This window comes from Embleya sp. NPDC005575 (genome assembly GCF_040605455.1).
Taxonomy (GTDB): domain Bacteria; phylum Actinomycetota; class Actinomycetes; order Streptomycetales; family Streptomycetaceae; genus Embleya.
In genome coordinates this window covers 1-7,653 of record NZ_JBEXCV010000258.1, presented here as the reverse complement: position 1 = coordinate 7,653, position 7,653 = coordinate 1, and the positions used below count along the sequence as shown (strand labels likewise).

General features: G+C 71.3%; 8 protein-coding genes and 1 pseudogene. 7 read left to right on the top strand and 2 right to left on the bottom strand.

The genetic code is table 11. The features are described from left to right. The 7 genes from ABZS54_RS41135 to ABZS54_RS41105 all read left to right on the top strand — a co-directional run. A partial coding sequence (locus ABZS54_RS41135; protein WP_355547996.1) for a DNA translocase FtsK occupies positions 1–701 on the top strand: 701 nt, incomplete at its 5' end. 56 nt (positions 702–757) lie between these two features. Then, positions 758–1,555 (top strand): helix-turn-helix domain-containing protein, encoded by a 798-nt coding sequence (locus tag ABZS54_RS41130; protein ID WP_355547993.1) that lies wholly within the window; start codon positions 758–760, stop codon positions 1,553–1,555. Positions 1,556–1,636: 81 nt separating this feature from the next. Beyond that, a complete protein-coding gene (gene rimO, locus ABZS54_RS41125) occupies positions 1,637–3,136 on the top strand; it encodes a 30S ribosomal protein S12 methylthiotransferase RimO (protein ID WP_355547990.1) in 1,500 nt (499 codons plus the stop codon). Between the two features lie 137 nt (positions 3,137–3,273). Then, on the top strand, positions 3,274–3,807 hold the full coding sequence (pgsA, locus tag ABZS54_RS41120) for a CDP-diacylglycerol--glycerol-3-phosphate 3-phosphatidyltransferase (RefSeq protein WP_052173812.1): 534 nt from the start codon (positions 3,274–3,276) through the stop codon (positions 3,805–3,807). A gap of 36 nt (positions 3,808–3,843) precedes the next feature. Continuing rightward, positions 3,844–5,121 carry a CinA family nicotinamide mononucleotide deamidase-related protein gene (locus ABZS54_RS41115; protein WP_355547987.1) on the top strand — a complete coding sequence of 426 codons (1,278 nt, stop codon included), beginning with the start codon at positions 3,844–3,846 and terminating at the stop codon, positions 5,119–5,121. A 244-nt stretch (positions 5,122–5,365) separates the two neighbouring features. Next, positions 5,366–5,758 carry a helix-turn-helix transcriptional regulator gene (locus tag ABZS54_RS41110; protein ID WP_355547984.1) on the top strand — a complete coding sequence of 131 codons (393 nt, stop codon included), beginning with the start codon at positions 5,366–5,368 and terminating at the stop codon, positions 5,756–5,758. Positions 5,759–5,890: 132 nt separating this feature from the next. Next, positions 5,891–6,364 carry a DNA starvation/stationary phase protection protein gene (locus ABZS54_RS41105; protein WP_355547981.1) on the top strand — a complete coding sequence of 158 codons (474 nt, stop codon included), beginning with the start codon at positions 5,891–5,893 and terminating at the stop codon, positions 6,362–6,364. Between the two features lie 84 nt (positions 6,365–6,448). Here ABZS54_RS41105 and ABZS54_RS41100 read toward each other — a convergent pair whose 3' ends face one another. Both ABZS54_RS41100 and ABZS54_RS41095 read right to left on the bottom strand, forming a co-directional pair. Then, a complete protein-coding gene (locus ABZS54_RS41100; RefSeq protein WP_355547978.1) occupies positions 6,449–7,246 on the bottom strand; it encodes an SDR family NAD(P)-dependent oxidoreductase in 798 nt (265 codons plus the stop codon). Positions 7,247–7,338: 92 nt separating this feature from the next. After that, a pseudogene (locus tag ABZS54_RS41095) lies at positions 7,339–7,653 on the bottom strand (hypothetical protein); the annotation flags it as partial.

Sequence of the window (7,653 nt, the reverse complement as noted above, 5' to 3'; positions counted from 1 at the left end):
GCAGCGAGCGCGAGGCGCAGCCGTACCCGTATCTGCTGGTGATCGTCGACGAGTTGGCCGACCTGATGATGGTTGCCCCGCGCGACGTCGAGGACTCGATCGTGCGGATCACCCAACTCGCCCGCGCGGCGGGCATCCACCTGGTGCTGGCCACCCAGCGGCCCAGCGTCGACGTGGTGACCGGGCTGATCAAGGCCAACGTGCCCTCCCGACTCGCGTTCGCCACCTCCTCGCTCGCGGACAGCCGGGTCATCCTGGACCAGCCCGGCGCGGAGAAGCTGATCGGCAAGGGTGACGCCCTGTTCCTGCCGATGGGCGCGAGCAAGCCGATCCGGATGCAGGGTGCCTACGTCACCGAGGACGAGATCGAGGCGGTCGCCCGGCACTGCAAGGAGCAGCTTCGGCCGGAGTACCGCGAGGAGGTCACCGCCGCGCCGGATCGCAAGAAGCAGGTGGACGAGGACGTCGGCGACGATCTCGACCTGCTCTGCCAGGCGGTCGAGCTGGTGGTGTCCACCCAGTTCGGCTCGACCTCGATGCTCCAGCGCAAGCTGCGGGTCGGCTTCGCCAAGGCGGGCCGGTTGATGGACCTGATGGAGAGCCGGGACATCGTGGGACCGAGCGAGGGCTCCAAGGCGCGCGAAGTATTGATCAAACCGGATGAAATCGAGCAGATTATGGCCACGTTGCGCGGTGAATGATCAGACTTAAGTGATGATTAGTGTCAGTCGTGATGAATGACTCGTAAGGGGCGAACGTGTCGATCGGTCAGAGCCTCGCCGAGGCACGAGTGCGAGCCGGTCTCACTGTGGAACGACTCAGTGAGGTCACCCGCATCCGACAGGTCATCATCGAGGGGGTCGAAGGCGACGACTTCGAACCGTGCGGCGGCGACTTCTACGCCCGCGGTCATATCCGTACCCTGGCCCGCGCGACGGGCCTTGATCCGGAGCCGCTGGTCGCCGAGTACGACCACACGCTCGGCGGCACCAGCACTCCGCGCCCGACCGAGATCTTCGACTCCCCACGCAAGTCGATCGAGTACCGCCGGCCGAACTGGACCCTGGCCATGGGCGTCGCCGTGGTCATCGTGCTGATCTTCGCGTTCGTCCAGCTCGCCGGCGGGCGTGCCGACGACGATGACGACCAGAAGGAGACCGCGTCGAAGATCACGCCGACCACGGCCGCCCCCGCGGCCCCGGCGCCGCCCCCGCCGCCGCCTCCGGTCGCGCCGGTGGCCAAGACCCCCGAGTTCCCGGCCGACGTGGTGGTCACGATCACCGCGGTCGACGGTCGCAGCTGGGTCCGTGCGTTCGACTCCAAGAACGAGCAGATCTTCGAGACGATCCTGGACAAGGGCGAGGCCAAGACGTTCACCGACCCCGAGCAGCTCAAGCTCCAGATCGGCAACTCGGGCGCCACACGGCTGAGTGTCAACGGCAAGGACATGGGCCCGGCGGGCGAGGAGGGCGCCGTCGTCAAGCACACTTTCGTGCCCGGCGACCCCGTCCCGCAGATGCGGGCGACCGCGTCGGCCACGCCTTCCACCCGCTGACGGACCATCGTGACCTCCCCGGAACCGTCGGACTCTTCCCTGCGTCCGGTTCACGCCCGCGCCTGACGTAGGCTTTCCGGCATGTCCGCCCGCGATACCACCAGCCCCGCCGCCCCGGCCGAGAGCCCCTCCGCCCTGCGCACCGTCGCCCTGGTCACCCTCGGCTGCGCCCGCAACGAGGTGGACTCCGAGGAACTCGCCGGCCGGCTCGAGGCCGACGGCTGGTCCTTCGTCGAGGACGCCGCGGACGCCTCCGTCGTCATGGTCAACACGTGCGGTTTCGTCGAGTCCGCCAAAAAGGACTCGATCGACACCGTCCTGGAGGCCGCCGACCTCAAGGGCGACGGCCGCACCCAGGCCGTCGTCGCGGTCGGTTGTCTGGCCGAGCGCTACGGTGATCAGCTCGCGGGCGCGCTGCCCGAGGCGGATGCGGTGCTCGGCTTCGACGACTACAGCGACATCTCCACCCGCCTGCGCTCGATCCTCGCGGGCGACGCGCACACCTCGCACGTGCCGCGCGATCGCCGCGCGCTGTTGCCGATCACCCCGGTCGAGCGCCAGGCCGCCGATGTCGCGGTGCCCGGCCACGGCGCTCCCGAGGACCTGCCGGAGGGCCTGGCCCCCGCCTCGGGGCCGCGCACGCTGCGCCGCCGACTCGGCTCGGGCCCGGTCGCCTCGCTCAAGCTCGCCTCCGGCTGCGACCGCCGCTGCTCGTTCTGCGCGATCCCCTCCTTCCGGGGCTCGTTCCTCTCCCGCCGCCCCTCGGATGTGATCGCCGAGGCCCGCTGGCTGGCCGAGCAGGGCGTCCGCGAGATCGTCCTGGTCAGCGAGAACTCCACCTCCTACGGCAAGGACCTGGGCGACCTGCGGCTGCTGGAGACGCTGTTGCCGGAACTGGCCGCCGTCGAGGGCATCGAGCGGGTCCGGGTCAATTACCTCCAGCCCGCCGAGATGCGGCCGACCCTGATCGACGTGCTCACCGGTACGCCCGGCGTCGCGCCCTACTTCGACCTGTCCTTCCAGCACGCCTCCGAGCCGGTGCTGCGCAAGATGCGCCGGTTCGGCTCGCGCGAGGCGTTCACCGCGTTGTTGGACCAGGCCCGGGCCAAGGCCCCCGAGGCCGGCGCCCGCTCCAACTTCATCGTCGGCTTCCCCGGCGAGACCGAAGAGGACGTCGACGAGCTGGAGCGCTTCCTGGTCGCCGCTCGGCTGGACGCCATCGGCGTGTTCGGCTACTCGGACGAGGACGGCACCGAGGCGGCCGGCTACGCCGACAAGGTCGAGCCGGACGTGGTCGCCGCGCGCGTGGAGCGGATCTCCCGGCTGGCCGAGGAACTGGTCGCGCAGCGCGCCGAGGACCGGATCGGCACCGAGGTGATCGTGCTGATCGAGGAAGTGGGCGAGGACGGTACCGCCGAGGGCCACGCACACCACCAGGCCCCCGAGACCGACGGATCGACGACGGTGCTCGGCGAGGGCCTGCGGGTGGGCGATCTGGTCCGGGTCCGGGTCACTGACAGCGAGGGCGCCGACCTGCACGGCGAGGCGGTCGACGTGATCGTGCCCGGGGGTGATCGGTGACGGCCGAACCGGCACCACAGCGCCGGCGTCCGGCCGAGGCGGTCCGCGCCGCCGCGGCCAACCACCCGCCGAAGCCGGACCGCCTCGGCGACCCCACCACCTCGGTGAGCGCGTGGAACGCGGCCAACGCGCTGACCATGATGCGGGTGGCCCTGGTGCCGGTCTTCGTCGTCCTGCTGCTCCAGGACGGTGGCCACGACCCCGCCTGGCGGGCCTGGGCCTGGGCCGCGTTCACGGTCGCCAGCATCAGCGACCTCTTCGACGGCAAGCTGGCCCGGATGCACAACCTGGTCACCGACTTCGGCAAACTCGTCGATCCGATCGCCGACAAGGCGCTGATGGGCGCCGCGCTGATCAGCCTGTCCGCGCTCGGCGACCTGCCGTGGTGGGTCACCCTCGTGGTGCTCGCCCGGGAGATCGGCATCACCCTGCTGCGCTTTTGGGTGATCCGCCACGGCGTGATCCCGGCCAGCCGGGGCGGCAAGGCGAAGACCATGCTCCAGGGCGTCGCGATCGGCATGTACACACTGGTCATGACCGGCCCGCTGGCCAGCACGCGGGCCTGGGTCATGGCGGCCGCGGTGATCATCACCGTGGTGACCGGCCTCGACTACATCGTCAAGGCCGTACGACTGCGACGCGGCACGCCGGTGCCCGCCGGACAGGTCTGACGTCGGGAGGGATTCCGACCACGGGGGAGAGGGACCATGCGCGAATTGAAGGTCGAACTGGTCGCGGTGGGGGACGAGTTGCTCGTCGGCGACGTGGTGAACACGAATGCGGTCACCCTTGGCCGGCGGCTCACCGCGGCCGGGCTGCGAGTGACCGGCGTGTCCACCGTGGGCGACGGCCTCGACGAGATGATCGACGTGCTCACCCAGGCGGTGCGACGCGCCGACGCGGTGCTCGTCTCCGGTGGCCTGGGCCCCACCTCCGACGACCGCACCCGCGAGGCGATCGCGGCCGTCGCCGGGGTGGCGCTGCGCCGGGACCCGGCGATCGAGGACTGGCTGCGCCGCCGCTATCAGGGCCTGAACCGCACCCTGACCGCGCTCGGTCTCCAGCAGGCCGACGTGCCCGAGGGCGGTCACTCGTTGCCCAATCCGAACGGCAGCGCCCCGGGAGTGGCGATTTCGATCGGCGATGTGCGGGTGTACGCGGTTCCCGGCCCGCCGCACGAGATGATCGCGATGACCGAGGCACAGGTGTTGCCCGACCTGCTGCGCCGCGCCGGCGATCCGCCGATCCGGGCCCAGCGCCAATTGCTCACCGCGTCGATCGGCGAGGGCGTGATCGCCGGGATGCTGGAACCGCTGGAGAAGGAACTCGCGGTCGCGGGCGCGGTCGAGGTGGCCTACCTCGCCACCGCGGGCCAGACGCGGGTCAAGCTCACCGCGACCGCCCCCGGCGGCGCCGAGGCGGTCGACGCCGCCGCGCTGCGGGCCCGCGAACTGCTCGGCGGCTGCGTCTACGGCGAGGCCGGCGACACGCTGGCCGGCGTCGTACTGGCTCTGCTGCGTGAGCACGACGCCACCGTCGCGGTGGCCGAATCGCTCACCGGCGGCCTGGTCGCCGCCGAACTGACCTCGGTGCCCGGTGCGTCCGCGAGTGTGCGCGGCTCGGTCACCGCGTACGCCACCGAGGTCAAGGGCTCGGTGCTCGGCGTGGACGCCGACCTGCTCGCCGCCGAGGGCGCGGTTCACCCGGACGTGGCGGCGCGGATGGCCGAGGGTGTGCGGCGGATCATGTCGGGTACGTACGGGGTGGCCACGACGGGGGTCGCCGGTCCGGACCCCCAGGACGGCAAGCCCGTGGGTACCGTACACATCGCGGTGGCCGGCCCCGAGGGAACAACCGTGCTGTCGCTGCTGTTCTCGGGCAGTCGGAGCAGGATTCGGGAGATGACCACGGTCCGCGTGCTGGATCTGCTCCGGTGCGTCCTGGCGGGGCTGCCGGCCGAGCAGGACCCGGCGTGTACGGGGTGACCGGGCGCGCCCGCCGACCGGGGAGAGCGCCCCGGTCGGGAATGCGGGGGACACGCGGAAGGGTGGGCAACGACGTGCTGCGAATCGAGGCGGGAGCGCCCCGCGAACCCTATGGACCCTGGACACCCCCGCCGTCAAGGTTCCACGCCCTGAGTGAACAGGACCGTAAGGCGGGCACACCCGCGCGGTCGGGCAGGTACGGTGGGGCTGTGACCCCCCGAGCCGCCCTAGGAGGGAGCGACCGATGATCCTGCTCCGTCGCCTGCTGGGTGACGTGCTGCGGCGCCAGCGCCAGCGTCAGGGTCGCACCCTGCGCGAGGTTTCGTCCTCAGCCCGGGTATCCCTTGGCTACCTGTCCGAGGTCGAGCGCGGCCAGAAGGAAGCCTCGTCCGAACTGCTCGCCGCGATCTGCGACGCGCTGGACGTGCGCATGTCCGTGCTCATGCGGGAGGTCAGCGACGAGCTGGCCCTCGCCGAGCTGGCCTCGGCCGAGGCGATGCGGCCGGTCCTGGAGCCGGTCGGTGCCGGCTTCACGCCGAACGAGCGCGCTGCCGCGGAACGTCAGAACAACGACCGGTCGTCGGGCTCGGGCCCGATCTCCGCCGACAACGCGGTGAGCGTGGTGGTGGCGGCCTGAGCACGACGACCGAGGTGTGGTTTTTCCCACTCGGGAGCATCGTTTTATCGATTCGGGGCATCCGGTGCCATGCACACCGGGTTCCCCGACTCGGTGGTCCGATCGACACCAACCCCGAGGAGTCGTAGCACCATGGTCGTCGTCAAGAGCCCCCTGTCCGACGAGGCGCGCAAGATCACCGGCGAGGCGCTCCAGGGCGCCCTCGTCGACCTGATAGACCTCTCGTTGGTCGCCAAGCAGACCCACTGGAATGTGGTCGGCCCGCGCTTTCGTTCGATCCACCTACAGTTGGACGAGGTGGTCACCTCGGCGCGTACCTTCGCGGACACCGTCGCCGAGCGCGCCTCGGCGATCGGCTACAACCCCGACGGCCGGGCCGCGAGCATCACCGCGGGCAGCGGCCTCCCGCAGCCGGATTCCGGCTGGATCAAGGACGCCGATGTGGTGGGCTACTTCGTCGGCGTCTACGGCGCGGTGATCGAGCGCATGCGCGAGCGCATCGCGGTCACCGAGGAGCAGGACCCGGTCAGCCAGGACCTGTTCATCACGATCGCCGCGGACCTCGAGAAGATGAGCTGGATGTTCCAGGCCGAGAACCAGACCTGAGCGATCCGCGATGGTCGGGTCGTCTCCGGCCTGTCGTCCGAGCCCCGTCTCCCTCCCGGGAGGCGGGGCTTCGGCGTGGGTGGACTACCAGGGCATCGCGATGCCGCCGTTGGGGCGCAGGATCTGGCCGGTGACGAACCTGGCGGCGTCCGAGGCGAGGTAGGCGACCGCGTAGGAGATGTCGGTGGGCTCGCCGACGGTGCGCAGCGGGGTCATCCGAGCCATCGGCGCGGCCACGGCGGCCTTGCGCTCCAGGTCCTCGTTGCCCTCCGCGTCGGTCCAGTGCCGGCCGGTCATCCCGGTGACGATCCAGCCCGGCGCGACCGCGTTGACCCGCACGCCGCTGGGGCCGACCTCGGTGGCCAGGGTCTTGGTCAACTGCACCACGGCGGCCTTGGCCGCGCCGTAGCACAGCAGGCCCGAGGTCGCGGTGTCCACGGCGCCGGAGGCCATGTTGACGATGCTGCCGAAGCCCTGCGCGGACATCACCCGCGCGGCGGCCCGACAACCGAAGAAGACGCCCTTGAAGTTGATTGCGAGGACCCGGTCGAGGTCGGCCTCCTCGGTCTCGATCACCGTGCTCGAGTGCATTACCCCGGCGATGTTGGCGAGGACGTCGAGCCGGCCGTGCGCGGTGACCGCGTCGTTGATCAGCGCGTCCACCTGAGCCGCCTCGGAGGTGTCCACGGCGGCGGCGCTCGCGGCGCCGCCGGCGGCCACGATCGCCTTCGCGGTCTCCCGGGCTCCCGCTTCGTAAATGTCCGCGCAGATCACGGTCGCGCCCAGATCGGCCAGCACCTCGGCGCTGGAGCGGCCGATGCCCGAGGCCGCGCCGGTGACGACGGCGACCCGGCCGGTCAGATCGAGGGCTTCACGAAACACGGTTGCCTCCCGGCGCTAGGCGTGCACAGCGCGCCGACCGTACGAGCCATCTGACGAACAGTCAATAAAGGGGCGAGGCAAGGAGATCGGTGTCACCGCAGGCCCTCCTGCCGGTGGCACCAGCGGTGGGTGACGCCGCCGACGGGGAAGACCCCGCCCGCCGCGAGCGCGTCGCACGGGTCGGTTCGAACCTGCTCCGGCCGCCGGGCCGATCCGGTCGTGCGGGCGGGCCGGGGCGGACGGGCCGCACCGGTCTCGGCCCGGGGGCGCGGGCGGGTGGTCCGCGGCGGAGCCGAGTCCGCGGCCGGGTCGGCGTCCGGTGTCCGGGCCTGGTCCGCGACTTCGGCATCGGTTTCGGGGTCGGCCGAGCCGCCCGCCATCGCGGTGATCGCCGGCGCGGGCTCCGC